The sequence below is a fragment of the Acrocarpospora macrocephala genome, assembly GCF_009687865.1.
GTDB lineage: Bacteria > Actinomycetota > Actinomycetes > Streptosporangiales > Streptosporangiaceae > Acrocarpospora > Acrocarpospora macrocephala.
Genome location: NZ_BLAE01000014.1, coordinates 185595 through 211606 on the forward strand (window position 1 = coordinate 185595; position 26012 = coordinate 211606).

Below are 26012 nucleotides of genomic sequence, written 5' to 3' on the forward strand. Positions count from 1 at the left end.
GTCAGCGGCCGCCACCATCGGTCCCAGCACCCATCTCTGGGGGGTATGACATGCAGAGGACCTGCGGAGATGGGAGGCAGCCCGCATGGACAGCGGGACGCCGCGGCGAAAGGCTGGTGATATGAGCGACCGGACCCCTGCCCAAGCGCTGTTCTGGCGGCTGTTCGTGATCAACGGGCTGGTGTTCGCGGCGGGAACGCTCGTGCTCGCCCTGTCCCCGGCCACGGTGTCCTCGCCGATCCTGCTGACCGAGGTGCCGGTCCTGACGGTCGGGCTGGCGCTGATCCTGGCCGCCAACGCGCTGCTGCTGCGTACCAGCCTGGCCCCGCTGGACGCGCTGGCCACGCTGATGCAGCGGGTGGATCTGCTGCGAACCGGGGACAGGATGGCCGACAGCGGCAACAGCGACCTCACCCACCTGATCCACACCTTCAACGCGATGCTCGACCGGCTGGAGGCCGAACGCAGCGCCAGCAGCGCGCACGCCCTGGCCGCGCAGGAGGGGGAGCGGCAGCGCATCGCCCGCGAGCTGCACGACGAGATCGGCCAGAGCCTGACCGTGGTGCTGCTGGGCCTGAAGCGGGCGGTCGACCGCGCGCCCGACAGCCTCCGCGAGGAGCTGCACGCCGCCCAGGAGACGGTCCGCGCCAGCCTCGACGAGGTACGGCAGGTCGCCCGCCGCCTCCGCCCCGGCGTCCTGGAAGATCTCGGCCTGCACAGCGCGATGAGCTCCCTGAGCAGCGACTTCTCGCAGGTCAGCGGGATTTCGGTGACCCGCGAGGTGGATAGCGACCTGCCCGCCCTCGGGGCGGACGCCGAACTCGTGCTCTACCGGATCGCCCAGGAAAGCCTCACGAATGTGGCCAGACACGCCCACGCCACCCGGGTCGAGCTGTCGCTCACCGCGGACCCCGGCGCGGTGACACTGCGCATCCGCGACAACGGACGCGGAAACGTACGCCAGGACGGCGCCGGGATCCGGGGCATGCGCGAACGCGCCCTGCTCATCCACGCCCGTCTGACGATCGACTCCCCACCCGGCGGCGGCACCGAGGTGCGCCTGGTCATCCCTGCGGAGCGAGGCCTGTGAACAAGACACGGATCCTGCTGGCCGACGACCACGCCCTGGTGCGCCACGGGCTGCGGCTGATCATCGACGCCGAACCCGATCTGATGGTGGTCGCCGAGGCGGCCGACGGCGCGGAAGCCGTCGAAGCCGCCGCCCCCGACCAGGTCGACCTGGCCATCCTGGACATCGCCATGCCGCGCATGACCGGCATCCAGGCGGCCCGCGAGATCTCCCGCCGCGCGCCCGGCATCCGCATCCTGATGCTTTCCATGTACGACAACGAGCAGTACTTCTTCGAGTCGCTCAAGGCGGGAGCCTCGGGCTACGTGCTCAAGTCGGTCGCCGACCGCGATCTTCTGGAGGCCTGCCGGGCCGCCATCCGGGGCGAGCCCTTCCTCTACCCCGGCGCGATCACCGCGCTCATCCGTGACTACCTGCAGCGCGCCCGCCAGGGCGACCGCCTGCCGGAGAGCATCCTGACCCCCCGGGAAGAGGAGATCGTCAAGCTGATCGCCGAAGGCAATTCGGCCAAGGAGATCGCCCAGACCCTCGTCATCAGCGTAAAGACGGTCGACCGGCACCGCGCGAACATCCTGCAGAAGCTCGGCATGCGCGACCGCCTCGAACTGACCCGCTACGCCATCCGCTCCGGCCTGGTCGAGCCCTAGCTGCCGAGTCGCCAGGAATGCAGGTAGGACTCCTGCTCGGGGGTGAGGGTGTCGATGGTGATTCCGGTGGCGGCGAGTTTCAGGCCGGCCACCTGGGTGTCGATCTCGGTGGGGACGTCGTACACGCCGGGTGCGAGGCGGGAGTGTTCGCCCGTCAGCCAGGCGACGGCGAGGGCCTGGGCGGAGAACGACATGTCCATGACGGCGGCGGGGTGGCCTTCGGCGGCGGCCAGGTTGACGAGGCGGCCTTCGGCGAGCAGGAGGAGGCGGCGGCCGTTCAAGAGGTATTCATCCATGTTGGGACGGATTCCAGGGTGCACCTCCGACGCGAGGTCGGCGAGGGCGCGGACGTCGATCTCGACGTCGAAATGCCCGGCGTTGGCCAGGATCGTGCCGTCCTTCATCTCGACGAGGTGTTCGGCGCGGATCACGTCCCGGTTGCCGGTGACGGTGATGAAGACGTCGCCGATGGCGGCGGCCCCGGCCATGGATCGCACCTCGTAGCCCTGCATGGAGGCGTCCAGGGCCTTCACCGGGTCGATCTCGGTGACGATCACCCGGGCGCCCAGACCTTTGGCGCGCTCCGCGACGCCGCGGCCGCAGTAGCCGAACCCGGCGACCACCACCGTACGCCCCGCCAAAAGCGCATTCGTCGCCCGCATGATGCCGTCGAACGTCGACTGCCCGGTGCCATACCGGTTGTCGAACATGCGCTTGGTACGGGTGTCGTTGACGGCCACCATCGGAAACTTCAGCGCGTTCTCCGCGGCCATCTGGCGAAGCCGGATGATCCCGGTCGTGGTCTCCTCGCAACCGCCGAGCACCGGGATCTCGGTCCGCTCGGTGTGCAGGATGTTGACCAGATCGCAGCCGTCATCGAGCACCAGATCCGGCAAAATGTCCAGCGCGCGATGGATGTGCCGATAGTAGGTATCCCGATCCACCCCGGCACGGGCGTGCACGGCGATGCCATAGTCACCGAGCGCGACCGCCACGTCATCCTGCGTGGACAGTGGATTGGAGGCGGCGAGCGCGATCTCCGCACCCCCCGCCCGCAGCGCGCCCATCAGCACCGCGGTCTCCGCCGTCACGTGCAGGCAGGCCGCGATCCGTACGCCCTCGAAAGGACGCTCCCCGGCGAACCGCGCCCCGACCGCCGTCAGCACCGGCATCGACCGCGAGGCCCAGCCGATCCGCCGTTCCCCGGCCTCGGCCAGCGATCCGTCCACGACTCCCCCGTTCGAGGGGCCCCGCGAAGGGGCCCCTCAACGTTCTAGTACCGGTAGTGATCCGGCTTGTACGGACCCTCGACATCCACCCCGATGTACTCGGCCTGCTTCTTGGTGAGCGTGGTCAGCTTCACCCCGAGCGCGTCCAGGTGCAGCCGGGCGACCTTCTCGTCCAGGTGCTTGGGCAGCACGTAGACCCCGATCGGGTACTGCTCGGTCTTGGTGAACAGCTCGATCTGGGCGATCACCTGGTTGGTGAAGGAGTTGGACATCACGAACGACGGGTGGCCGGTCGCGCAGCCCAGGTTCATCAGGCGGCCCTCGGCGAGCACGATGATCTGGTGGCCGTCGGGGAAGGTCCAGGTGTGCACCTGGGGCTTGACCTCCTCCTTCACGATGCCCGGGATGCGGGCCAGACCGGCCATGTCGATCTCGTTGTCGAAGTGGCCGATGTTGGAGACGATCGCGTTGTGCTTCATCTCGGCCATGTGGTCGGCGGTGATGATGCCGAAGTTGCCGGTCGTGGTGACGAAGATGTCGGCGCTGCCGACCACGTCCTCCAGGGTGGTGACCTGGTAGCCGTCCATCGCCGCCTGGAGGGCGCAGATGGGGTCGATCTCGGTGACGATGACCCGGGCGCCCTGGCCGCGCAGCGCCTCCGCGCAGCCCTTGCCGACGTCGCCGTAGCCGCAGATCACGGCCACCTTGCCGCCGATGAGCACGTCCGTGGCCCGGTTGAGGCCGTCCAGCACCGAGTGGCGGGTGCCGTACTTGTTGTCGAACTTGGACTTGGTCACCGAGTCGTTGACGTTGATGGCCGGGAAGAGCAGCTGGCCGTTGTTGAACATCTCGTACAGCCGGTGCACGCCGGTGGTGGTCTCCTCGGTGACGCCCTTGATCTCGGCGGCGATGGCCGTCCACCGCTTGGCGTCGGTCACGGTGCGGCGGAGCAGGTCGAGGATGATGCCCCACTCCTCGGGGTCGTCCTCGCTCGCGGTCGGCACGGCGCCGGCCTTCTCGAACTCGGCGCCCTTGTGCACGAGCAGGGTGGCGTCGCCGCCGTCGTCCAGGATCATGTTGGGCCCGGTGCCGTCCGGCCAGGCGAGCGCCTGCTCGGTGCACCACCAGTACTCTTCCAGCGTCTCGCCCTTCCAGGCGAAGACGGGCACGCCCTTGGGCTCCTCGGGGGTGCCCTCGGGGCCGACCACGACGGCGGCGGCGGCGTGGTCCTGGGTGGAGAAGATGTTGCACGAGACCCAGCGCACGTCGGCGCCGAGCGCGACCAGCGTCTCGATCAGGACGGCGGTCTGGATGGTCATGTGCAGCGAGCCCATGATCTTCGCGCCGCGCAGGGGCTGGCTGGCGGCGAACTCGCTGCGGGTCGCCATCAGGCCCGGCATCTCGTGCTCAGCGAGTCGGATCTCCTTGCGGCCGAAGCCGGCAAGCGAAAGGTCGGCGACCTTGAAGTCCATCTGGGGTGTCCCCTCTCGTAACGACATCTGCGAGTTTAAGGGGCCGATCGACCCTCTCGCCTACTCGGAGGGCCGAACCTCACACAAGAATGTAAGAATAGGCGGATGCGGATAACCGAAGCGGCGGCGCGGCTGGGGATGTCCCCGCGCATGCTCCGCTACCGAGAAGCGCTCGGATTGCTGCCGCCGGTCCGCGAGAAGGGGTCGCACCGGCGGTTCGGCGAGGAGGAGCTGGCGGCCGTCACGCAGGCGGTCGAGCTGGAACGGCGCTTCGACGTGTCCCCCGCGGAGCTGGCCTTCGCGCTCCGGACGCTGTCGGAGCCGGCGGTGGCCCAGGCCGTACGCGATCTGGGCCTGCGGATCGGGCGGATCCAGGCACCGCGGCGGGCCCTGGACTTCGAGAAGGAGAAGGCGCTGCGGCTACTCCGCGGCCGGTAGCTTGCCGTTGGCGCGGTCGAGGTCGGGCTCCAGGTAGATCACCCGGGCGATCGGGACCTGGGCGCGGATGCGCTGCTCGGCCTCGTCGATGCCGCGCGCCACCTCGGCCGCGGTGTCGTCGTGGTCCACGGCGATCTTGGCGGCAACCAGCAGCTCCTCGGGGCCGAGGTGCAGCGTGCGCATGTGGATGATCCTGGTCACTTCGGGCGCGCTCTCCAGCGCGGCGCGGATCTGCTGCTCCATCTCGGGGCCCGCACCCTCACCGATCAGCAGCGACTTGGTCTCCAGGGCCAGGATCACCGCGATGATGGCCAGCAGCACGCCGATCATGAGGGTGCCGATGCCGTCCCAGGTCCCGTCCCCGGTGATGACCGCCATCGCCACGCCGAACAGCGCGAAGATCAGGCCGAGTAGCGCGCCCAGGTCCTCCAGCAGCACCACCGGCAGCTCGGGCGACTTGGACCTGCGGATGAACGACACCCACGACTGCGTGCCGCGCACGTGGTTGGACTCCACGATGGCGGTGCGGAACGAGAACGTCTCCGCGATGATCGCGAAGATCAGCACCCCGAACGCCCACTGCGGCGAGGTGATCTCCTCCGGGTGCGAGATCTTGTGATAGCCCTCGTACAGCGAGAAGACCGCGCCGATGGTGAACAGCACCACCGCGACCACGAAGGCGTAGAAGTAGCGCTCCCGGCCGTAGCCGAAGGGGTGTGCCGGGGTGCGGTCACGGGCCGCGCGCCTCCCGCCCACCAGGAGCAGCGCCTGGTTGCCCGAGTCGGCGACCGAGTGCACCGATTCCGCCAGCATCGACGACGAACCCGTGAACAGGAACGCCACGAATTTGGCCACCGCGATGGCCGCATTGGCGGCCAACGCCGCGATGATCGCCTTGGTTCCGCCACCCGCGCTCACTCAACACTCCTCAAGAACTCGACCAAGGCGATCCTATTGGCCAATTCTTGCCCTCAGTTCGGCTATCGCCGAGACAGGGGCCGGATCGATGCCGTAACCGAGGGAAAGATAGACGGCCGCGTAGTCGCCCAGGCCGATCACCGTGGCCAGGCGTTCCAGCGCATGGCCGGGTTCCGCGGCGATTTCGGAGACGTGCACGCCGCGGTCCTGCGCGAGCCGTACGGCCAGCTGGCGGGCTTTGGCGGCCTGCGGATGTTCCTCCGCGTCGCGGAAAACAAGCAGCCGCAGCGAGCGGGACGGCTCGTCGGCGAAGATGTCACGCTGGGCGATCGGGCCGTCGAAGGCGGCGACCTGGTTGTGCCCGGCCTCGGGGAGCTCCCCCCAGAGGGCGGGATAGCGCGCGGTCTCGTTGAGCCGGGTGGCCAGCCGGTGCGCGGCGACGGCCATCAGCCGGGACGAGCCCCAGATCATCGGGATCGTCTCGGCGATCTCGTCGGCGAGCGTCTTGCCGGGGTTGATGAACGACTCGCTGGACGGGCGGCACCGGTGCGCCACATCCTCCAGCCGTTTGGCCACCGACTCGAACAGATCGACACCCGCGTCCACCAGGCCGAGCGAGGCCGCGGCGGTGAGCAGCGGGACGGCATAACCCCACAGGCCCTGCCCGGGGGATGTCGGCACGAAAGGCGCGTTCCGGCGTGTAACCAATGCCTGCAGGGACGAGGCTTTACTTCCGACGGCCAGCAGGCGGCAGCCACGCCGCGCGGCCTCGGCGGCGACCGCCAGGGTCTCCTCGTCGTCACCGGCCGCCATCACCAGGTCGGCCGCGCCCACCCACCCGGGCAGCCGGTAGCCCCGGACGGTCGTGATCGGCACCGACGAGCCATACCCGCAGACCGCGTCCAGCACGTCCCCGGCGAGCCCGGCGGCGCCCATCCCGGCCACCACGATCGCCCGTGGCCGCCCCTCGGACGCGATCGTGTCCACACCGGCCTCCACGGCGGCCCGGTGCGCGGTGCGGATCTGGGCGGCCGAGGAGGCGACCGAGACCAGCATGCCCGGGCTATCCCCTCCGGCCAGGTATGCCTGGTCGTCGAGCTGCTCAGGCTGCCAGTTCATGCCTTGCGGGCCTCGTCCACGAGGAGCACCGGAATGTCGTCACGCACCGGATAGACCAGCCCGCAGGATTCGGAGGTGCACGCCAGCTCGTCGCTGTCGGCGGACGCCCGGAGCGGGGACTTGCACGAGGGGCAGGCCAGGATGTCCAGCAGCCAGTCGTCGATCTTCAAATCCCTTGTACCTCTCTCAGAACCTCGTCGCGCACCGCAGCCATCGAGGCCGCGTCCGCGCCTTCGGCGTTCAGCCGGAGCAGCGGCTCGGTGTTGGACGCGCGCAAGTTGAACCACCAGTCGGGGCCGGTCACGGTGAGACCGTCCAGCTCATCGAACGTAACACCGTCGCGGACCTGGAATACCGCGCGCACCTGGGCGATCGCGGCGGCCTGGTCCGCCACCGTGCTGTTGATCTCGCCGGAGGCCGCGTACCGGGCATAGCCGGCGAGCACCTCCGACAGCGGGCGGTCCTGCTCGCCGAGCGCGGCCAGCACGTGCAGCGCGGCCAGCAGGCCCGAGTCGGCGAACCAGAAGTCCCGGAAGTAGTAGTGCGCCGAGTGCTCGCCGCCGAAGACCGCGCCGGTCCTGGCCATCTCGGCCTTGATGAAGGAGTGCCCGACCCGGGTGCGGACCGGAATCCCGCCGTGCTCGCGCACGATCTCCGGCACCCCGGTCGAGGTGATCAGGTTGTGGATGATCGCCGAACCCGGGTATTTGGCCAGCTCGCGGGCGGCGACCAGGGCGGTGATCGTGGACGGTGAGACCGATTCGCCGCGCTCGTCGATCACCCAGCAGCGGTCGGCGTCGCCGTCGAAGGCGAGCCCGATGTCGGCGCCCTGGTCGATCACGGCCTGCTGCAGGTCGCGCAGGTTCTCCGGCTGCAGCGGGTTGGCCTCGTGATTGGGGAAGTCGCCGTCGAGTTCGAAGTAGAGCGGGCTGAGCGCGATCGGCAGCCCGGCGAACACCTCGGGGACGGTCAGCCCGCCCATGCCGTTGCCCGCGTCCGCCACCACCCGGAGCGGCCGGATGCCGGCCAGGTCCACCAGGGATCTGAGATAGCCGGCGTAACCGGCCAGCAGGTTCTTCTCCGTGACGCTGCCGGTCGGGTCGCCGAGCGGGCGGCCCAGCAGCTCGGCGGCCCGGTCCCTGATCTCGGTGAGGCCGGTGTCGCCGCCGATCGGCACCGCGCCCGCGCGGCACATCTTCATGCCGTTGTAGCGGGCCGGGTTGTGGCTGGCGGTGAACATCACGCCGGGCAGGTCCAGGCTGCCGCTGGCGTAGTAGAGCAGATCGGTGGAGCCGAGCCCGGCGTTGATCACATCCGCGCCCCTGGCGGTCGCGCCGCGCGCGAAGGCGGCGGCCAGCGGCCGGGAGGAGTCCCGCATGTCATGGGCGATCACCAGCGACGTCGCCCCGGTGACCTCGGTGAAAGCGGCCCCCACGGCTTCGGCGATCTCCTCGTCCAGTTCGCCGGGAACCACGCCGCGCACATCGTACGCCTTGAAGATCGTGGCGAGGTCGCCCACTCAAGCCCCTAAGAAATTCGCGAGTACTACGGTTCGAGCCTATCGGGCCGAACCGGTCAGCGTTCGCGGTTAGGTTGGGCGGACTTGAGCACGCGGAGGTGACCGCGGCGGCCCACCTCGACCGCCTGCCCGGTCGGCTCCCCGGCGGCGGGCGCGGGTCGCGCCGCCTCGCGCACGGCGTTGGCGAGGGCCTCCAGGTCGTCTCCACTCGGGGCGCCCGGCTCGTACGGCAGCCGCACCACCTCCCAGCCTCGGGGCGCGGTGAGCCGCTCGGCGTGTTCCGCGCACAGGTCATAGCAGTGCGGCTCGACGTACGTCGCCAGCGGGCCCAGAACTGCGGTCGAGTCGGCGTACACGTACGTGAGCGTGAAGACGGCAGGCTGCCTGCAGGCGGTACGGGAACAGCTGCGGACGGGGCTCACGGAGGGACCGTATCCGGTCCGCGTGCACATTGCCACCACCCCGCGCCTCTTAACGAGCGTGTCGCCACAATCCGGACACCTACGGAGGCCGTCCGTGACCTTTCCGTGGCTCAAATAAGCTGGCCGGATGAGTCCTCGACGACGCGACCGCCACGGCCGGGGCATGCGTGGCCCGCTGGCCCCCTCACACGTGCCGATCGCCAAGTCACGCGGCGAGCGTTTCGACGACCTCGTGCTGGACGCGGTGGACCGGTTGCGGGTGCGCTGGTCCCGGGAGCTGTCCGCGGTGGAGTTCGGGGTGGAGGAGGTGCCCCAGGCGAGCGAGCTGATCGACGGCCCTGGGCGGCTGGCCTCCGATCCCATCCCGTTCGGGCGGGCCGAACCGGCGGCGCGCGGCGAACCGGCCATGATCGTGGTCTACCGGCGGCCGATGGAGGCGCGCGCCCGGGATCGCGAGCATCTGGCCGGTCTGGTGCACTCGGTGGTCGTGGAACAGGTCGCCAACCTGCTTGGCCTCACCCCGGAGGTGGTGGATCCGGGGTACGACGACAGCTGATCACGGCAATACGGTTCGCGGTGAATCGGTGGTCGGCGGGACCAAGGCCCAGGTTCTGGCCATCTGGAGCGGCTGGGCAGTGACGAGCTGGCCTGAGGAGGTCTTCTCCTCGATCACCCGGCCGCCGTAGACCGGCCCCGAGCCCGGCTGCGGGGTGATCACGACGCTGAAGCCCTTCTCGTCGCCGGCCAGTTTGATCTCGCGGGTGCGCCCGGCCGGGATCGCGACCTCGGTGGGAGCCGGGGGCGCGCCCTCCTTCGGGAGGAGCTGGACCTGGACGCTGGCGGCTTCGAAGGGCGCGGACAGGATCAGGCGCGAGGTCTGGGTCTTGCCCGCCCTGCCGTCGGCGACGACGCTGCCGAGGTCGATGGAGGGCGCCCCGGCGGTGAACGCGACGTCCCGCAGGTCGCCGGTGCCAGTGATCTCCAGTCCGGCCACGATCGGGACCTGCGAGGTCAGCACGAGCGCGGCCGGCTGGCCGCCGATGCCCGTGGACAGGTCCATGGTGGTGGTCGAGCCGGCGGGCACGCTGACGTCCTCGCGGTTCTTCAGGGCGTACGAGCCGTCTTTGAGCACGGCCTTGACCTGGACGACGGTGTCCTGCTCGCCGGGGACGGTGATGTACAGCTTGCGCTGGCCCGCGCTGCCGGGCATGCCGGGGACGACCACGCGGGTCGCGGGCTCACCGGCCAGGGGCAGCCAGTCGGCGCCCTTGCCGCGGCCGAGCAGGACCTCCACGGCGGCGGTCACCCGGCCCCGGGTAGCGATCACGTGCAGGCCCATGACCAGGGGTGAGGTGGTCACGTCGCGGAGTTTGACCGTCCGGTGCTCGCCGGGTTTCAGGACCATGCCGGTGGACTGTTCGGTGACGACCAGGCCCTCGCCCGCGTACACGACGAAGGAGACGTCGGCGGGGGCGGCCTCCACGTTGGACAGGTGCAGGGTGAGGTCGGCGGCGGCCGGGCCGGGGCCGACGAACCAGGCGCTGGCGCCCGGCTCGACGCAGCGCACGCCGGACAGGCCGCGGGCGTCGCCGGTCAGCGTCCTGCTGATCCGGGCCGCCTCCAATCCTGAGGCCATCGCGCCGGTGGCGACCACCCGGATCGGGTCGGCGTCCTTGGCGGCGGTCTTCTGCCAGAGCCGCCCGGCTTCGGAGAGGGTGACGGGTTTGTCGCCGTCCAGGACCTCGGCCTTGCCGGAGCCGCGCGGGCCCGGCGGGGTCACCGCGCTGATGGTCGCGCCGCCCGGGTCGGGGCAGACGGTGGAGACCGACTCGATCGCGGCCTTGACCGGCTGGACGGGCGCGATCCTGGCGGGGGCGGGGCGGCTGACGAACGCGCCGCCGTACACGGCGGCCAGCGCGATCAGGACCAGGGCCAGCAGGCCGAAGCGGTTCTCGATCAGGCGTCTCACACCAGCACCCGCTCTCCGGCGACCTGCTCCTCGAACTGGACCTCCGGCTCGACGGGGCGGGCGCCCGGCGCGGCCAGGATGAGCACCAGCACGACCAGGCCGCCCTGCGCCCACAGCCAGCCGCGCTGGAAGGAGTCCAGCGGTGGAGGCGGCGCAGGCGGCGCCACCGGGACCACCATCCGCCACAATCCCAATGATTTGGACAGGATGACCCGGGTCAGCGCCGGTTCCGAGTCGAGGGCGCGGCGCAGCAGCGGGTCGATGGGCGCGGGCACGGTCACGAACAGCACGCCCCGGGCGGCGAGCGCCCTCGCGTCCTGCCCACCCCGGCCGGAGGCCAGCCCGGCGACGGCGGCCGTGACCTCCTGGTCGGCGGCTGCGGCGTCGGATTCGCCGATGAGCAGGCTGCGGCCGCGCAGCAGCGTGTACGACAACGCGCCGCCCGAGGATCGCAGCACCAGCGTGCCCTCCCCGTCAGCGGACTTGGCGGCGGCCAGGGACGGCAGCGGGTCCCGGATGTTCCAGGTCAGCGGGCCGCGCGCGCCCACGTAGATCCACAGCCCGGCGGCGGCCAGCGGGGTCGCGAACGCCACCAGCGAGATCAGCAGCGCGCCGAACCTGCGCCAGCCGCCGGCCTTGCGGAACTCGGCGACCCGGTGCGCGGCCAGCGCGGTGCACACCAGCAGGCCGGTGGCGGCGAACGCCAGCGGCACGCCCGGCCACGCCGACAGGCGGCTGACCACGGTGGCCACCAGCACACCGAAGATCGCCACACCCCAGCCGACGGCGACGATCAGCTGGTGGCGGCGGAGCAGCAGCGCGCCCAGGGCGACCGCGAGCAGGCCTGCCGTGGTCCACAGCGGTGGAGTGCCCGGTCCGCCCGGGTTGAGGGTGAGGAGGGCTTCCGGGGGCAGGCGGGGGTCCGCTGGCAGGGGGAGCCCGGCTTCCTGGAGGATTCTGGTTGGATTCGCGGCGAATGTGGCCAGCCACGGGAACAGCAGCAGGATCGGGACCGCCAGGCTGATCGCCAGCGAGACGCCGACACCGCGCCGTACGCCGCCGAAGGAGAGGGCCGCCAGAGCGCCTAGAACGAACACGAAGCCGTACAAGAGCGGGACGAAGGCTGTTCCAACCGCCAGCAGCAGGCCGAGCCCCCAGGCGGCTCTGCGGGCCGGGCGGCCCTCGTCGGAGAGCACCCGGGTGGCCAGGGACGCGTAGGCGGGCAGCAGCACGATCACCACGGCCGAGCCGATCCGCCCTTCGGCCACGACTCCGGTCGCCACCGGGAGCAGCGCATAGGTGGCGGCCAGCCAGACCCTCGCCGGGACGTACGGAATGATGCGGCGTGTCGCCGCATACGCGGAAAATCCCGCCAGTGGGACGCAGCCGAGCAGCAGCACCGCGACGGCCAGCCAGATCTTTCCGAAGAACAGGGTGGACAGCGCCGCGAGGACCGCCACGTAGGGAGCTTGCTCCCCTTCCAGGTAGAGATCCCACAGATCGGACGCGCCACCCACCACCGGGACCAGCGCGCCCCCGCCGAGCAGGCCGCCGGTGGCCATCCGCCAGTGCGCGGCCACCGTGACGGCGGCCAGGAGCAGGCAGAGCCGTACCCCCGGATTGCCGAACACCCTGCGCAGCACGCTGCCGTCGTCGTTGAGCAGTTCCTCGCCCTCCTCCTCGGGGGAGGCGGCGACCGCGTGGTGGCGTCCGGCGGAGTCCATCGGACCCGCGCCCGCGAGCTGGCCGCGGATCATGTCGAAGATCCGGCGAATGGCCGCGCTCGGCGGGGTGAACAGGGGTTTGACGAGGGCGTAGCCCTGCTTCCGGTTCCGTTTCCTGGCTTTGCGAGCGCGTCGCAGCTTGCCGGGATGGAAGAGCACCGAGCCGAGCGCGACGATCTCGTCCAGCGCGTGCGCGGGCTGCTTGGCCAGCAGGAAAAGCACGGTTCTGAGCAGGGAGCCGAAAGTGTTCCTGAGCATCGACCAGAGCATCGCCAGGAACGGCAGGTTGATCATGATCACGAACAGGGCGTAGCGGCGGGCCAGGCGGCGCGGGTGGTCGTCGCTGGCCGCGATCCGGCGACGGCGGCGGCTGGACGCCTCCGCGTGGTACGCCATGGCGCTGGTCACCGCCAGCACCCGGTGCCCGGCCGCGCGGGCCCGCCAGCAGAAGTCCAGGTCGTCGCGGAACAGCGGCAGCTTCGGGTCCAGGCCGGACAGTTCATCCCAGACGTCGCGGCGGATGAGCATCCCGGCGGTGGACACCGAGAGCACGTCCCTGATGCCGCTGGTGTCGTGGTCGTGCTGGCCCTGGTCGTACTCGCGCGGTTCGAGGCCGGTCTCCCTGCGGCCCGACCTGGCGACCGTGACGCCGATCTCCAGGAGGAGCTTGCGGTCCAGCCAGTCGCGGAGTTTCGGACCGAGGATGACGGCTTTCTGGTCCTGGTCGGCCGCCCAGAGCAGGGTCTCCAGGGCGCGCGGGTCGGGGGCGCAGTCGTCGTGGATGAGCCAGATCCACTCGGTGCCCTGCACGGCGGGCGGGAGGCGGCGCATGACGTCGTGAACGGCTTCGGCGAAGCCGGTCGAGCGGGGCATGCTGACGACCGCGTTGGGGCCGAACGCCTGGGTGAGAAGCTTGGCGCTGTCGTCGCGGCTGCCGTTGTCGACGCCGACCATCCGGTCCGGCCGATAGGTCTGGCCCAGCACCGCCGAAAGCGTCTCTCTGAGCCAGCGTGCGCCGTCATGCGCGACGACGATGGCGGTGACCGAATGCACCGGGGTTTGCACGGGGGTCCTTGGGATGTTTCGGGCGATTTATCCGGAAATTTCCGGAAATGTTCGGGGGTTTGTCCTGCTTTGCGGGCCTACCTTATGCCAACCCTGGTTCGGCCCGTGGCCCGAAGAACCCGAAAGGCCCTGGAACCCGTGGAGTCCAGGAAGCCCGCGGGGGCCACTGGTTCGTGACCCCCGCGTCATGCATTGCCTTCGTGCTTCGATCAGACTTCGATCATGTTCAATCAGACGGCCTGACGCTTGATGCGCCGTCGCTCCCGCTCCGACAGCCCGCCCCAGATACCGAATCGCTCGTCGTGTTCCAATGCGTATTCAAGGCACTCCGCGCGCACTTCGCACGCTCGGCACACCTTCTTAGCCTCTCGGGTGGAGCCGCCCTTCTCTGGAAAGAACGCCTCCGGATCGGTCTGAGCGCACAGCGCGCGCTCCTGCCAACCCAGATCTTCACCGTCGAGCGCCTGTGCCATGACCGGTTCGGTCACTGCACACCTCCCTGTCGCCCGCCCGTCACCAACAGCACCTGGTGCCCCCCTATGGACGCCGTCCTCATACCCACCTTGAGGAAGGCGTAACAACACAGCTGTAATTACACGCGTGTCTCAGGTGTGGCGTCAAGCGGCATACCGATACCCGGGGAAAGACATGCTTGCCCCGGTATCTGGCGGTCTAGATCAGTGGTCTCGGCGGTCGGAACCGTACCAATGCGGGTTGCCATCGGCCCCCTGAGCTGCTTGTTCTCTACTCACACCTTCCTCGGGCTTTGCCTGCTGGCGCTCCGGCTTGTAGATCGCGGTGGGGTCCAGCAATTCGTTGCCGGGCAGCGGATCGTTCAGCGGATCGCCCTGGTAACGCGCTCGCTCGGGCCCGCTGAGCGGATCGCCCAGATAACGGCCAAGGTCCGGGCTGCTGAGTGGATCACCCTGATAACGCGAAAGATCGGGACTACTGAGGGGATCGCCCCCGTAACGGATGGTCTGCTCGGGCCCGTTGAGCGGGTCCCCCTGGAACCGATCCTGCTGGTACGGCTCACGCGTCTGCGGATGCCCGAGCGGGCTGTTGTACACCGGCTGCGCGGGCTGCTGAACCGCCTGCGGGAGCGCCTGCTGAACCGGCTGCTGCTGAACCGGCTGCGGCTGCTGAGGCGCCGTGGGGGCCTGCTGGTAGGACTGCGCCTGCTGGTACGCCTGGGCGAGCTGCTGCTCCCGCAGGTCGCCCTCGTAGGACGGCTCGTACGCCTGCTGCGCGAACTGCGGCCCCGAATACCCCGAGAACGGCGACCCTCCGTAATTGCTCTGATTCGCCGGGTATGCCGCGGGATTCTGGTAGACCGGCTCGTTGTACACCGGCTCCTGATACACGGGCTCGTTGTACACGGGGGCGTTGTAGGTGGTTTCGCTGTAGGTCGGCTCGTTGTAGGTCACCGGCGGGAAGGACGGCGAGTCCCCGGCGTACCCGTGCTGGTCGAACACCGGCCCCTGCGGCGGCGCCTGCTGGGGAGCCTGCTGCGGGGCCGCGTTCACAGGCGGCCGGTACGGCTCCCCGAAACCGTTCCCAGAAGGCTGAACGACTTCGTGCCGGGACGCGTATCCCTGATCGTAGACCGGGGCCGCATAGGCGTCCTGGGTGCGATCGGCGGGATCGTCGTACACCAGGCCGGGCTGTGCGGGATGTTGTTGGTGCGGCGCGGCGGACAACGCGGAGGGGACGGAGGGATCCTGAACGGGACCAGCGGGAACGGGAGCGCCATTGGGCTCCGGGGACGGGTACGAGCCGTAACCCTGGAAGCCGTCGTTCTGGTAGCCGCCGAAGAACGGCTCCTCGTTCCTGCCCTGAACTCTCGCCGGCTTGGCGACCGCGGGAGCGAGCGTGCTGAGCACGTACACCGCGGCCACGGCCATCAGCGCGATCTCGGGCAGCGCGGTCAGCAGGACCAAGATCTTGCTCCCGAAGCTCAACTCGCCGAACAGCATCAGCACCGCGCCGAGCAGACCGAACGCCACCGCGATCGCGAGCGACCCCGCGGCGATCAGGCCGATCAGCCGGCTCCTCGGCGTCGGCGCGCCGAACCGGGTCGTCAACACCACGGCGCCCACCGCCAAGGCCGCTCTGGTGGCCGAGCTGAGCGTCTGCAGCACGGTCCCCGAGACCAAGCCGAACGGCTCTCCGGACCCGCCTGTCACGAACGTCAGAAGGCCGAATAACACGCCCGAGCACACCACCGCGAGCATGATCCAAGCGGCGGGCTCACGCAGCCTCGCCGGTTCAACCTTGATCACAGTGACCCCCTGATAGCCAACGGCATGCAAAGGGCATACCAAGACGAGTTTCGCACATGCCTGACTTTGCCGTCGGCTGACCCACCAAGCTCATGTATCCCCCGAGTGTCGTATGCCTCACAAATCCCGACATGTCATCGCAGGTGGAGCGGGTGGTGGGGTGGGCTGTGCGGATGCCGGCGAGCATGCCCTCACGCCGTCCGCACGCGGGTGGCGGGGGCGGTGCGGATGCCGGTGGGTATGCCCTCGCGTCGTCCGCACAGCGGTGCCGGGGTGGCGGGGGCGGTGGGGATATCGGTGGGCATGCTCTCGTGTCGTCCACGCCGTGGTGCCGGGGTGACGGGCCGGGCGATGGGGATGTCGGTGGGCGGTGCGAGGATGGCTGTCATGCGTATCGTGTCCCTCGCGGGCGGCATCGGCGGGGCCCGATTCCTCCGCGGCCTCCAGGCGGCAGCTCCCGACGCCGAGATCACCGTGATCGGCAACACCGGCGACGACATCACCCTCTTCGGACTCCGGGTCTGCCCCGACCTCGACACGGTGATGTACACGCTGGGCGGCGGCATCAACGAGGACCAGGGCTGGGGCCGGGCCGCTGAAACGTTCACCGTCAAGGAGGAGCTCGCCGCCTACGGCATGGAACCCCAGTGGTTCGGCCTGGGCGACCGCGACTTCGCCACCCACATCATCCGCAGCCAGATGCTCGCCGCCGGATACCCGCTCTCCCAGGTCACCGAGGCCCTCTGCGCCCGCTGGCGCCCCGGCGTGCGCCTGCTCCCGATGTCCGACGACCGCACCGAGACCCACGTCGTCATCACCGACGACACCGGCCGCCACGCCGTGCACTTCCAGGAATGGTGGGTCCGCCTACGCGCCTCCGTCCCCGCCGAGGAGATCGTCCTGGTCGGCGCCGCCGACGCCAAACCGGCCCCCGGCGTCCTGGACGCCATCGAAGCCGCCGACGTGGTCATCCTGCCCCCGTCCAACCCCGTCGTCAGCATCGGCACCATCCTCCAGATCCCCGGCATCCGCCCCGCCCTGGAAAGAAAGCCCGTCGTCGGCGTCTCCCCCATCATCAACGGCTCCCCCGTCCGCGGCATGGCCGACGCCTGCCTCACCGCCATCGGCCGCGAAACCACCGCCCAATCCGTCCTCGACCTGTACGGCACCCCCCTCCTCAACGGCTGGCTAGTAGCCGAAGAAGACGCCTCCACCACCCACCCCGACATAACAGTCGAACCCCACCCCCTCCTCATGACCACCCCCGAAACCACCCGCACCCTCGCCCAAGCCGCCCTAACCCTCGCCCTCAACCTGGCCAACAAGCCCACCCACCCGTGACCAGAGGCCCACATGCCGATCACACAGGGCGAACATTGACACGACAGGGCCAGGGCGAGCGACGGGCAACCAGCGTCGCCGACATATGCGGATTTTGAGGAGAAGCAATGATTCAGATTGAGGGCATTGAGGGTCTGCCGGAGGTTGGGGCGGGGGATGACATCGCCGAGTTGGTGGCCCGGTCTGGGGTGAAGGTCGCCGATGGGGACATTTTGGTGGTCACGTCGAAGATTGTGAGTAAGGCAGAAGGGCGGGTGCGGCAGGGGGAGAGCCGGGCTGAGTCCATTGAGGAAGAGACACAGCGGGTGGTGGCGCGGCGCGGGGATCTGGTTATCGCGGAGACGCGGCAGGGTTTTGTGATGGCTGCCGCTGGGGTGGACGCGTCCAATACCGAGCCTGGGACGATCCTTCTGCTTCCGGAAGACGCCGACGCCTCAGCCCAGCGGATTCGGGCGGGGATCCGCGAGCGCCTGGGGGCCGATGTCGGCGTGATCGTCTCCGACACCTTCGGGCGGCCTTGGCGTCAGGGCCTGACCGACCTGGCGATCGGTGCGGCCGGAGTCCGCCCGCTCGAGGACCACCGCGGCCAGTCGGATACCTACGGCAATCCCCTCAACGCCACCGTCACCGCCCTGATCGACGAGATCGCCGCCGCCGCCGAACTGGCCAAAGGAAAGCTCGCCGGGATCCCGATCGCGATCGTCCGCGGCCTCCCCCACCTAATCACCGAAGACGACGGCCCCGGCGTCACCGCCCTCCTCCGCCCCGCCGGCGATGACCTGTTCCGCCACGGCTCCGCCGACGTCGTCTACGCCCGCCGTACCATCCGCGACTTCGCCCCCACCCCCGTGGACCCCGCCGCGGTCCACCGCGCCGTGGCCGCCGCCATCTCCGCCCCCGCCCCCCACCACACCACCCCCTGGCGATTCGTCCTCCTCGAAAACCCCACCACCCGCACCGCCCTCCTGGACGCGATGCGCGAAGCCTGGACCACCGACCTCCGCGCCGACGGCTTCACCGAATCCTCGATAGCCAAACGCCTCCGCCGCGGCGACGTCCTGCGAAACGCCCCCTACCTGGCGGTCCCCTGCCTGGTCATGGACGGTTCCCACACCTACCCCGACCCCCGCAGAAACACCGCAGAACGCGAGATGTTCATCGTCGCCACCGGCGCGGGCGTCCAGAACTTCCTCATCCAGCTGGCGGTCGAGGGCCTGGGCTCCGCCTGGGTCTCCTCCACCATGTTCTGCCGCCCCACCGTCCGCCAGGTCCTCGACCTCCCCGACACCTGGGACCCCATGGGCACGGTAGCCATCGGCCATCCAGCCTCCCCACCCCGCGACCGCGCGCCCAGAAACCCAGCCGACTACACCGTCATCCGCTGACCAATCTGCCACAAGCCCACCATTGCGCGAGAATTAGCGTTAATTTGCCATACCTTCCGTGGGCCGACCAGCCGATGAGGGCACATACCAACCAGAAACCCGTCCCAAAGAGAGTCGCATACCCACCGACCAGACGATTCGCCGGTGTCGGCAGCGGCACCCGGCTGTTGGAGCATCTGGGCGGCCGGTTCTCGCTCGAGCGCACGCAGGTGGTCGCTACTCCGAACGCCACCGGCCGCCAAGATCACGAATTTGTAAGTAATAGATACTCATAGATCGACCGGTGTGAGAAAAGCCCGGAAAGAGACCAGCACCATCAGATTGCGGGTGGTTAAGTCATGAAATCCGAGCAACTACTCAGTTCATCAGCTCCGCTCCACCTGGACTCCGGAGAGTCCAGCCACTTCGTCGGGTTCGACACCCCCGACTCCGAGCGCACGATGCTCCTCCGAGTCGTCGACTTCGGCCACAACGGCTCCCGCGCCCCCCAACGACCACCGATGATCAAACTCAAGGCCGACTCAGGCCCATCCGTGACCCTGACGGAATTCCCCAACGCCCAGCCCATCGTCGACCCCGACGACCATGTCGTAGGCTCCGCAACCTGGCTCAGAAAAGAATACGACGTATACCTGGTACGCATCTCTCTCGACCGCCCCGCCAACAACTGGCAAATCCAGATCACAAACGACGACTCAACCCCACACGCCTTCCAAATCATCAGCCTCGGCGAAACAAGAATCCGCAACGCGAACGGCGCCCCAGGCTCCAATTCCCTCTACTGCGGCCACTTCCCATGCGCCTGCACAATCCACGAAGGCACCCCAACAATGGCCTGCCCCCATTGCAACCACTACGGCCGCCCCGGCTAACCACCAGCCCATAGCGCCAACGCCCCCGCACCCAGGCTTGGCATGCCCAACAGATGTGACGTCTGACGAGGCATGGCCCTCGGCACGTCGCCAGGCAGGATCAGGTCATGCGACTGCCTGAGGTGATCATCGCCATGGACTGAACCCGCCCAGTTTCCGATGCTCGGCGCCGAGCTTGTGGGTTGGTGGTCTATCAGAATGTGTTCTGACTTACGATGATGGCATGACTGCCAGCCATGCCGACGCTGTGACGTTCTCGGACCTGTCAAGGAACCCCCGAGCAGTTGCCGAACGTGCCGCCAGCCTGGGCAGAGTGCGGGTCACTCACCGCGATGCCCCGGACTTCTACCTGACGACCGCCGACCGTGAAGATCAGCGAGACCAGACACTGGCCACGGCATCCCGCCTGTTCCTCGCCTTGATCAAACACGATCCGACTGCCCGTACCCTTGTCATCGCGATGCCCGAGGTCTTTCCCTGGGCACGCCACCTCACCTCCGACGAACTACGTGCCTTCACCCTCGAACTGGTCGAGGCGCTCTCCGACGCCGCGGAACTGGATGCAGACGCCAACACCCAGGAGGTCATCACTGGCTGGCGGGCAACCGCCCGAATCAAGGCCGATCCCTCGCACTACGCCAAGGCGCGCAAGGCCACAAAGGGCGACTTTGGCCCTGTGGAGGTCTCAGCGTGAGCTCAAGCGGGCAGACCGGGTCAACGCCCCACCCCCGGATGGTCAATGGGATATCCGGTTTCGATACCACCGACGCGACCGACCTGGGCGATCGGCACGGCCCGGCTGACCATCAGCCATCACAAGCCCATGGCGCCGATCCCCTCGCGCTCACGACCATCAGCCAGGAAAGAAGTTCGAAGGATCCACCCCGGCATTGCCGAGATCATGGAATGACGGACCGCTTGGCCGTCAGACCCTGCCAACGGCCCTCAGGCTCTATCCACCGTGATTCCCAAAGCGGTGAGCAGGCGCCATACGTCAGTAGATGGGTCACGCAGGAGGATCGGGCAGTCGGCGGCGTGGCCCGATCGGGCCGACCACTCTTCCGGAGTCACGGGGTCAGCCTGGTCGCTGATTGTTTCGGCGGTCGCCCTCTTGGATGCGCACGACCCATGCGCGCAGCAGTTAACCAGGCTGCGAGCGTTCGTGATCGCGATGTTCTCTCGTCCACGCAGAGCGTCACGCCGAGTAACTCTGATGCTCTTGTCGCCGCGCTTGTCATAGTCAGTGAATGCCTCGCTGGCCTGACGAAGTTTCTCGATCACGATTTTGCTGCTGCCGCTCTGCCGGCCGCTGAAGGCCTGAAAGTGGAGGAGCAGCCATAGATCGAACGATGGATGCGAGAGAGCGAACTCGATCCTGGAATCGGCTGCGGCTTTGACCGCTGCTGGGATGTCGATCCATTGGTCACGGTCGAACAGCGCCCAAGCCTCGTCCTCGGCCGCCGCCTCCTGAACGGCCGCGACGACGCCGGATGGGGTCATCCCGTTCTTGCGGCAGACAGGTTGAATTCGGAACGGCTGCCTGGCCGCGCCGTCACCGTCTCCGAACTGCTCGTTCAGATACTGCAGATAGTCGGGTTCGGTGGATTCGCCCTCGCAGGCGACATAGACCACCCGAACCTCGCGCGAGCGTGAGCCAGATCTCGGGAGCAGTGGTCGCTCGTCTTCCAGTCGTCCGCGCCGTTTTCGCCGGTCTGGCTTCTGCCCCGACTCCGCGCGCCGGTTCACGCCTTGGCCTTCGTTTCGTGCCGGGATACCTCGCGGGCGATTTCGCCTGCTGTGACACGTGGGACGCCGCCGTACCTGCCGCGGAGGTATCCGCGTTCAAGGTTTTCTTCCTTGCGCGGCTTCGCTTCGGTGAGCGGGTACCACTCCGTCTCGCCTGAGCGATTCTTGGTGGTGATCCACACCTGGTCGCGGCCGAGCGGACGGTCCAGCACCGCGTTGCCGAGCAAGGTCGCGTCATGGGTGGTGAAGATCAACTGTGCGCCGTTCGGGTTCGCCTCGGGGTCCTGGAAAACTCGGACGACCTCGGCCGCCAGGGACGGGTGCAAGCTCGAATCCAGCTCGTCAACCAGCAGTACCGTGCCGGCCTCCAGCGTCATGAGCATGACTCCAAGAAACGCGAACCAGGCCTGGGTTCCCAGCGATTCTTCACGATAAAAGTCGAGAGGTGCCTCTCCCCCGTCAGAGGTTCCGTGCCACAGCCTGATTCTTCCGGTCTCGGGGTCCTTGTCGAGGTGCGTGATGCCGAGGTCAGCTGACCTCAGGAGTTGGACAACCCGCTCGTGGTGACGCTCGGCGAGAACCGGCGCGGTCGCCACCACCGTGGTGAATGCTACGCGTTCGACCGAATCGGACCCGGACCCCACTGGCCGAATCTCTCGGACAAACCACCTGTGTATCTCCGATAGCTGAGGATGATTGAGGGCCGCGCCGACAGACAAGAACAACGCGTTCGGACGCGTCAGTTTGACCAAGGGTTCCCGTTCGCCCTTGAACCCCTCGCCCTTGAAGATGAACTCTCCGCCATCCGATTCCGGACGGCCCGCCTCCCGATCGAACCAGACATTGCGCCTGCCATGCGGATAGGCGTGCAGCCACTCCGCTTCCACCCGATCATCCGACAGCTCGAATCCATAGGTGTAACGAACGGGGTCCTCGCCCAACACCAGGTCGACTTCGAACAAGCTCGTCTCGCCAAGGGAGGCCGAATCGAGTTTGAAGGGCTCCCTGGGCACCCGCTCCGGAGTCTTCGCCCAGTCTGCGAAAGACTCCCGCACCGCATCCTGCATGAACTGAAGGGCACTGATCAGATTGGATTTTCCGGAGGCGTTGGCCCCGAACACCCCCAGCACAGGCTGAACGGAAACATCTCGCCCCTTGTGCTGAAGACCTGTCTTCCGTGCTGTGCCCTCGTCGAACTCAGTGGCGATCAGCGACAGCTCATGCTCACCCCGGATAGACCGATGGTTCGCTACCCGAAAACGGATCAGCACCGTCGACCTCCTGTCCAGACGGGGACATGCGCCTCATCATCTAGAGTCTCATGCAGAAAGCCTGCACAGAACAGATTATGACACCCTTACCAGGAGAGTCGACGGACATGAGCCTGGCACAGATCAGGCAATCCGAACGTCTGAGGGCACATCTCCGTCGATCACACCATCGGGAGGACCCGTCGCACGGTGCCGCACACTCCGTCGCTGGCCCGGGCCGCGGCCTGCCTTTCTGCGGAGGGGATGCCGTAGGAGGTGGTGCGTTGGCGGAGGGGGCGGCCGGTGGGGGCGACCATGGCGGCCAGTTCGGTGATGGTTTTGTAGGAGCCGTTTTCGGAGCCGGCCATTCGGCTGATGGTTTCTTCCATGAGGGTGCCGCCCAGGTCGTTCACTCCGGCGGTGAGGACGGTGCGGCAGAGGTCGTCGCGGAGTTTGACCCAGGAGCACTGGATGTTGGCAATGGCGCCGTGGAGGAGGATTCGGGCCAGGGCGTGGACGGCGATGTTCTCGCGGGAAGTGGGGCCGGGGCGGGCGACGCCGGCCAGGTAGATGGGGGAGCTGTGGTGGACGAAGGGGAGGAGGACGAACTCGCTGAAGCCGCCTGTTTGTTCTTGGATGCGGCGGATGAGGCGGATGTGCTGGACCCAGTGGCTGTGGGTGTCGACGTGGCCGTACATCATCGTTGAGGTGGTGGGGATGCCGAGGCGGTGGGCGGTGGTGATGACGTCGATCCACTCGCGGGTGGGGAGTTTGCCCTTGGTGAGGACCCAGCGGACGTCGTCGTCGAGGATTTCGGCGGCGGTGCCGGGGAGGGAGTCGAGGCCTGCTTCGCGGGCGCCGGTCAGCCAGTCTTCGATGGACAGGTTTGTACGGCTTGCCCCATTGATCACCTCCATCGGCGAGAACGCGTGCACGTGGATGTCCGGCACGCGCGCCTTGACCGCCCGCGCGATGTCGAAGTAGGCCGTGCCGGGCAGATCCGGATGAATACCGCCCTGCATGCACACCTCGGTGGCCCCGGCCGCCCAGGCTTCCTCGGCGCGGTCGGCGACCTGGTCAAGGCTGAGGGTGTACGCATCGGCGTCGGTACGCCGCTGGGCGAACGCGCAAAAGCGGCAGCCGGTGTAGCAGACGTTGGTGAAGTTGATATTCCGGTTCACGACATAGGTGACATCGTCCCCGGCGGCTTCGTGGCGCAGGCCGTCGGCGATCCTGGCCAGTTCGGCCAGGCCGTCGTCGTCGGCGCCGATACCGTTCTGGTCGCCCGCGAGCCCGAGCAGGGCCAACGCCTGCGCGTCGGTGAGCGCGGCCGGATCCTTCTCGGCCTGCCGCAACGCCTCCCGGACATCCCCGCCCACCGGCGCGCTTCCCGCGGGCAATCGTTCCCGCAGCGCGTCCCAATCCCCGTAAACGTGGTCGAAGTCATCCCTGCGATCGTTGGTACGTCCTTCGGAGTCCACCGCCGTATGCAGATCCGTACGCCCGATGGAAACGAACCCTCCATCCGGTTCCTGCCACGGACGCCCGACCGGAACCGCGTCCTCGCGGGCCAGCCCGGTCGCCGGATCGGCGAGCGCGGCCACGTGCTCGCGCAGTCGAGGGTCGAGCCACGGCTCCCCGGCGAGCACATATTCCGGATAAATCGTCAGACGTTCCCGGAGGGTGAATCCGGCCTCGGCGCTGCGGGTGGCCAGTTCGTCGATGTGCGGCCATGGGCGTTCGGGATTGACGTGGTCGGGGGTGAGCGGGGAAACGCCGCCCCAGTCGTCGATTCCGGCCCGGAGCATCAGCGCGTACTCCGCGCCGATCAGGTTCGGCGGGGCCTGGATGCGCGTCCGAGGGCCGAGGACCAGGCGGGCGACCGCGATGGTGGCGGCCAGTTCGTGCAGGTCGGCGTCGGGCAGGCCGCGCATGGCGGTGTCGGGTTTGGCGCGGAAGTTCTGGACGATGACTTCCTGGATCCCGCTGTACTCGCGGGCGACCCGGCGGATCGCGAAGATCGACTCGGCGCGGTCCTCGATGGTTTCGCCGATGCCGATGAGGATTCCGGTCGTGAACGGGACATTCGACCGCCCCGCGTCTTCCAGGACGCGGAGCCGTACCGCGGGATCCTTGTCGGGGGAACCGTAGTGGGCTGCTCCCTTTGTCAGGAAGAGGGCCTCTGAGGTGGTTTCCAGCATCATGCCCATGGAAGGGGCGACCGGCTTCAGCCGCTGCAAATCGCGCCAGGTCAGCACGCCGGGGTTCAGATGCGGGAGCAGGCCGGTCTCCTCCAGGACGCGGATGGCCATCGCCCGGACATAGGACAGCGTGTCGTCGTATCCGTGGGCGTCCAGCCATTCCCGCGCCTGGTGCCAGCGATCTTCCGGGCGGTCGCCGAGCGTGAACAGGGCTTCCTTGCAGCCGAGCGCCGCACCCTGGCGGGCGATCTCCAGCACCTCGTCGGGCCCGAGAAACGCGCTCTCCAGCCGATGTGGCGCGGTCGCGAACGTGCAGTAACCGCATCGATCCCGGCACAACCTCGTCAGCGGGATGAAAACCTTCCTGCTGTAGGTGACGACGCCGCTCCGCCCGGCCGCCGCGAGACCCGCGTCCCTGACCCGCCCGGCGTGTTCGAGCAGCACGTCCAGATCGGCCCCCCGGGCCCGCAACAACACGGCGGCCTCGGCGACATCGAGCGTCTTCCCATCGCGCGCGCGAGCCAGCGCCCGCCGCATCGCGTTCCCATTGGTCCGGTCCCCTGGTACGTCAGGTCGCTCTGGCGTCATAGGCCGCACCCTACGCGGTCGGCCGCGACCGCTTTGGACCAGCCTGGGGTTAAAAGGACCGATAGTCGCGGGCCGCCATCCGCGGACCACGGGCGGGCGGGCGGATCCCGCTGAGTTCGATCAGCCGGATGACCCGATGGCGATGCCCGGCGAAGGGTTCGAGCAACTCCAGCATGCCCGCGTCGTCGGTCTTCTGGCCGGTGAACGCGTAGCCCACGACGCTCGGCAGATGATAATCACCCACACTCGGCGCATCCGGGTCACCGTGCGCACGTTGCCGCACCTCAGCCGAAGTCCACACCCCGATCCCCGGGAGCGCCCGCAGCAACCGATCGGCCTCCGCGCTCGACCCGCCCTCCAGCTTCTCCGCGTGCTGCGCCGCGTTGATAATCGTCCTGGCTCGTACGGCTTCCGCCCCCGCGCGATGCCAATCCCACGACGGAACCCGCCGCCACACCTCAGGCGACGGCATCACGGTCAACCCCTCCGGAACCGGCCCCGGCGCTATATCCCCATATTTCCGGACAAGCCAGCGCCAAGCCCGCCAGGCCTCCCGCCCGACCACCTTCTGCTCCAGCACCGCCGGAACAAGCGCCTCGAACACCCGCCCCGACCGCCCGATCCGCAACCCCGCATGCCGCGCGGCCAACTCCCCCACAAACGCCGCCCGCGCCCGAACCGACCCATCCCCCGCCCCCGCAGCCCCCCGAACCAACTCCCCAAACCCCGAAATAT

The 26012-nt window shown here is 68.5% G+C and carries 24 protein-coding genes; 8 read left to right on the plus strand and 16 right to left on the minus strand.

Annotated elements, in window-relative coordinates; genetic code table 11:
* Positions 1-121: 121 nt before the first annotated feature.
* Together Amac_RS14350 and Amac_RS14355 are read left to right on the plus strand one after the other, a co-directional pair.
* Positions 122-1090: a HAMP domain-containing sensor histidine kinase gene (locus Amac_RS14350; protein WP_218041063.1), complete on the plus strand. Its 969-nt coding sequence runs from the start codon at positions 122-124 to the stop codon at positions 1088-1090.
* On the plus strand, positions 1087-1737 hold the full coding sequence (locus tag Amac_RS14355; RefSeq protein ID WP_155354855.1) for a response regulator: 651 nt from the start codon (positions 1087-1089) through the stop codon (positions 1735-1737). Before Amac_RS14350 ends, Amac_RS14355 begins: the two co-directional genes overlap by 4 nt.
* Here the strand turns inward: Amac_RS14355 and Amac_RS14360 are convergent.
* Both Amac_RS14360 and ahcY read right to left on the minus strand, forming a co-directional pair.
* Positions 1734-2966: an adenosylhomocysteinase gene (locus tag Amac_RS14360; protein WP_155354856.1), complete on the minus strand. Its 1233-nt coding sequence runs from the start codon at positions 2964-2966 to the stop codon at positions 1734-1736. The two genes, Amac_RS14355 and Amac_RS14360, sit on opposite strands and share 4 nt — an antisense overlap.
* Positions 2967-3010: 44 nt before the next feature.
* Positions 3011-4438, minus strand: coding sequence for an adenosylhomocysteinase (gene ahcY / locus Amac_RS14365; RefSeq protein WP_155354857.1), 1428 nt, complete (start codon positions 4436-4438; stop codon positions 3011-3013).
* 105 nt (positions 4439-4543) lie between these two features.
* Here ahcY and Amac_RS14370 point away from each other — a divergent pair, with 105 nt between their 5' ends.
* Positions 4544-4876, plus strand: coding sequence for a MerR family transcriptional regulator (locus tag Amac_RS14370; protein ID WP_155354858.1), 333 nt, complete (start codon positions 4544-4546; stop codon positions 4874-4876).
* On the opposite strand, the gene Amac_RS14375 is transcribed toward Amac_RS14370, so the two are convergent.
* From Amac_RS14375 to Amac_RS14395, 5 genes are read right to left on the minus strand one after another with little or no spacing between them, the layout of a single operon-like run.
* Positions 4859-5794, minus strand: coding sequence for a cation diffusion facilitator family transporter (locus Amac_RS14375; RefSeq protein ID WP_155354859.1), 936 nt, complete (start codon positions 5792-5794; stop codon positions 4859-4861). The two genes, Amac_RS14370 and Amac_RS14375, sit on opposite strands and share 18 nt — an antisense overlap.
* Positions 5795-5827: 33 nt before the next feature.
* On the minus strand, positions 5828-6913 hold the full coding sequence (locus Amac_RS14380) for an SIS domain-containing protein (RefSeq protein ID WP_155354860.1): 1086 nt from the start codon (positions 6911-6913) through the stop codon (positions 5828-5830).
* Complete coding sequence (locus tag Amac_RS14385; RefSeq protein WP_155348309.1) at positions 6910-7083, minus strand: Trm112 family protein; 174 nt, start codon at positions 7081-7083, stop codon at positions 6910-6912. Before Amac_RS14385 ends, Amac_RS14380 begins: the two co-directional genes overlap by 4 nt.
* Positions 7080-8432, minus strand: coding sequence for a phosphomannomutase/phosphoglucomutase (locus tag Amac_RS14390; RefSeq protein WP_155354861.1), 1353 nt, complete (start codon positions 8430-8432; stop codon positions 7080-7082). The genes Amac_RS14385 and Amac_RS14390 overlap by 4 nt, the downstream gene beginning before the upstream one ends.
* Before the next feature lie 56 nt (positions 8433-8488).
* Entirely contained in the window at positions 8489-8854 is a 366-nt protein-coding gene (locus Amac_RS14395) for a DUF3499 domain-containing protein (RefSeq protein WP_155339014.1), read from the minus strand.
* Positions 8855-8981: 127 nt separating this feature from the next.
* Between Amac_RS14395 and Amac_RS14400 the strand changes: the two genes are divergently transcribed.
* A complete protein-coding gene (locus Amac_RS14400) occupies positions 8982-9410 on the plus strand; it encodes a metallopeptidase family protein (protein ID WP_155354862.1) in 429 nt (142 codons plus the stop codon).
* Here Amac_RS14400 and Amac_RS14405 read toward each other — a convergent pair whose 3' ends face one another.
* The 5 genes from Amac_RS14405 to Amac_RS14425 form a co-directional block, all read right to left on the minus strand.
* On the minus strand, positions 9411-10823 hold the full coding sequence (locus tag Amac_RS14405) for a DUF5719 family protein (RefSeq protein ID WP_155354863.1): 1413 nt from the start codon (positions 10821-10823) through the stop codon (positions 9411-9413).
* On the minus strand, positions 10820-13612 hold the full coding sequence (locus Amac_RS14410; protein WP_246268335.1) for a glycosyltransferase family 2 protein: 2793 nt from the start codon (positions 13610-13612) through the stop codon (positions 10820-10822). Before Amac_RS14410 ends, Amac_RS14405 begins: the two co-directional genes overlap by 4 nt.
* 230 nt (positions 13613-13842) lie before the next feature.
* A complete protein-coding gene (locus Amac_RS14415) occupies positions 13843-14085 on the minus strand; it encodes a WhiB family transcriptional regulator (protein WP_155339096.1) in 243 nt (80 codons plus the stop codon).
* A gap of 204 nt (positions 14086-14289) precedes the next feature.
* Positions 14290-15894 carry an MFS transporter gene (locus tag Amac_RS14420; protein WP_155354864.1) on the minus strand — a complete coding sequence of 535 codons (1605 nt, stop codon included), beginning with the start codon at positions 15892-15894 and terminating at the stop codon, positions 14290-14292.
* A gap of 191 nt (positions 15895-16085) precedes the next feature.
* Positions 16086-16283, minus strand: a complete 198-nt coding sequence (locus Amac_RS14425) for a hypothetical protein (protein ID WP_155354865.1) — start codon at positions 16281-16283, stop codon at positions 16086-16088.
* Between Amac_RS14425 and cofD the strand changes: the two genes are divergently transcribed.
* The 4 genes from cofD (at position 16282) to Amac_RS14445 (ending at position 20186) form a co-directional block, all read left to right on the plus strand.
* Positions 16282-17235 (plus strand): 2-phospho-L-lactate transferase, encoded by a 954-nt coding sequence (gene cofD, locus Amac_RS14430; RefSeq protein ID WP_155354866.1) that lies wholly within the window; start codon positions 16282-16284, stop codon positions 17233-17235. The genes Amac_RS14425 and cofD overlap by 2 nt on opposite strands.
* Positions 17236-17342: 107 nt before the next feature.
* A complete protein-coding gene (locus Amac_RS14435) occupies positions 17343-18620 on the plus strand; it encodes a coenzyme F420-0:L-glutamate ligase (protein ID WP_155354867.1) in 1278 nt (425 codons plus the stop codon).
* 338 nt (positions 18621-18958) lie between these two features.
* Positions 18959-19492, plus strand: coding sequence for a hypothetical protein (locus Amac_RS14440; protein ID WP_170322477.1), 534 nt, complete (start codon positions 18959-18961; stop codon positions 19490-19492).
* A gap of 223 nt (positions 19493-19715) precedes the next feature.
* The gene (locus tag Amac_RS14445) at positions 19716-20186 is read left to right on the plus strand and encodes a hypothetical protein (protein ID WP_155354869.1); all 471 of its coding nucleotides are present in this window, start codon (positions 19716-19718) and stop codon (positions 20184-20186) included.
* A 251-nt stretch (positions 20187-20437) separates the two neighbouring features.
* Here Amac_RS14445 and Amac_RS14450 read toward each other — a convergent pair whose 3' ends face one another.
* From Amac_RS14450 to Amac_RS14465, 4 genes are all read right to left on the minus strand, one after another.
* A complete protein-coding gene (locus Amac_RS14450; RefSeq protein ID WP_170322478.1) occupies positions 20438-21124 on the minus strand; it encodes an RloB family protein in 687 nt (228 codons plus the stop codon).
* Positions 21125-21234: 110 nt separating this feature from the next.
* Positions 21235-22509 carry an AAA family ATPase gene (locus Amac_RS14455; protein WP_155354871.1) on the minus strand — a complete coding sequence of 425 codons (1275 nt, stop codon included), beginning with the start codon at positions 22507-22509 and terminating at the stop codon, positions 21235-21237.
* Positions 22510-22670: 161 nt separating this feature from the next.
* Positions 22671-25277, minus strand: a complete 2607-nt coding sequence (locus Amac_RS14460) for a bifunctional FO biosynthesis protein CofGH (protein ID WP_281356285.1) — start codon at positions 25275-25277, stop codon at positions 22671-22673.
* A gap of 49 nt (positions 25278-25326) precedes the next feature.
* Positions 25327-26012 (minus strand): DNA-3-methyladenine glycosylase family protein (locus Amac_RS14465; RefSeq protein ID WP_246268336.1); only part of this gene is annotated, 686 nt, incomplete at its 5' end.

Bases quoted from the DNA above. Each gene is read 5' to 3' on its own strand.
- Amac_RS14350 (WP_218041063.1), top strand. From the start codon at position 122: ATGAGCGACCGGACCCCTGCCCAAGCGCTGTTCTGGCGGCTGTTCGTG.
- ahcY (WP_155354857.1), bottom strand. From the start codon at position 4,438: ATGGACTTCAAGGTCGCCGACCTTTCGCTTGCCGGCTTCGGCCGCAAG.
- Amac_RS14370 (WP_155354858.1), top strand. From the start codon at position 4,544: ATGCGGATAACCGAAGCGGCGGCGCGGCTGGGGATGTCCCCGCGCATG.
- Amac_RS14380 (WP_155354860.1), bottom strand. From the start codon at position 6,913: ATGAACTGGCAGCCTGAGCAGCTCGACGACCAGGCATACCTGGCCGGA.
- Amac_RS14400 (WP_155354862.1), top strand. From the start codon at position 8,982: ATGAGTCCTCGACGACGCGACCGCCACGGCCGGGGCATGCGTGGCCCG.
- Amac_RS14415 (WP_155339096.1), bottom strand. From the start codon at position 14,085: ATGGCACAGGCGCTCGACGGTGAAGATCTGGGTTGGCAGGAGCGCGCG.
- cofD (WP_155354866.1), top strand. From the start codon at position 16,282: ATGCGTATCGTGTCCCTCGCGGGCGGCATCGGCGGGGCCCGATTCCTC.
- Amac_RS14425 (WP_155354865.1), bottom strand. From the start codon at position 16,283: ATGACAGCCATCCTCGCACCGCCCACCGACATCCCCATCGCCCGGCCC.
- Amac_RS14435 (WP_155354867.1), top strand. From the start codon at position 17,343: ATGATTCAGATTGAGGGCATTGAGGGTCTGCCGGAGGTTGGGGCGGGG.
- Amac_RS14440 (WP_170322477.1), top strand. From the start codon at position 18,959: ATGAAATCCGAGCAACTACTCAGTTCATCAGCTCCGCTCCACCTGGAC.
- Amac_RS14445 (WP_155354869.1), top strand. From the start codon at position 19,716: ATGACTGCCAGCCATGCCGACGCTGTGACGTTCTCGGACCTGTCAAGG.
- Amac_RS14460 (WP_281356285.1), bottom strand. From the start codon at position 25,277: ATGACGCCAGAGCGACCTGACGTACCAGGGGACCGGACCAATGGGAAC.